Genomic DNA, 641 nt, shown 5'->3' with positions numbered 1-641 from the left:
CCGCGCCAGGTCCAGCCGCTTCGGCAGCTTGACCTGCGGCACCAGCAGGAAGATCGGCGCGGTGACCGTGCCGCGCCCGGTCTTGGAACGCGACACCACGGCTTGGCCCTTCGTGTTCAGCCGCCCCTCCGCGACCAGCAGGCTCGGGCCGGTGCGGCGATAGACGAAGCGCAGGCGCAGCCCGCGTCGCCGTTCCCATTCGCCGGGGGTGATCCGGCCGCCGCGCAGGGATTTGCCTGCGGCGGGGAGCGGGATCGCGAGCCAGAACCCGTTTTTCGAACGGATCAGCGGACCGCTATCGTGCGCGCCGACGATGACCGGGGCGTTGGACCAGACCAAGGTCGCCGCGTTCAGGCTCGGCTTCGTCTTGGGGAACTGTTCCGATCGGATGGTGCGGGCCAGCCGGGCCCCAAGGCTCGCGCCGGTGATCTGCAACCGCCACGCCGCCTTCAGCCCTGTCCCGGCCTCGCGGATCGCGGCCGACACGGCCCGCTCGCCCGCAGCAACCTCGGCTGCCATCATCGCGACGATGTCGGGATCGATGTCGAGGGTCACGCGCATCGCGGTCACGCCGGGCGCAGCTCGACGGTCCAGACCAGCCGCTCGCGGTCGCGGACGGGCTCGCCCTGGATGAGGAAGGC

General features: G+C 71.6%; 1 protein-coding gene. It reads right to left on the bottom strand.

What is annotated here, in order from left to right; genetic code table 11:
- On the bottom strand, positions 1 to 561 hold a 561-nt coding region (locus EZM81_RS18030), incomplete at its 3' end, for a DUF6441 family protein (RefSeq protein WP_136646742.1).
- Between the last annotated feature and the right edge of the window lie 80 nt (positions 562 to 641).

Origin of the sequence: Tabrizicola sp. YIM 78059, from assembly GCF_004959785.1 — a bacterium.
Lineage (GTDB): Bacteria > Pseudomonadota > Alphaproteobacteria > Rhodobacterales > Rhodobacteraceae > Tabrizicola > Tabrizicola caldifontis.
The sequence above is the reverse complement of the archived record's forward strand: the minus strand, read 5'-3'. Positions and strand labels throughout refer to the sequence as shown.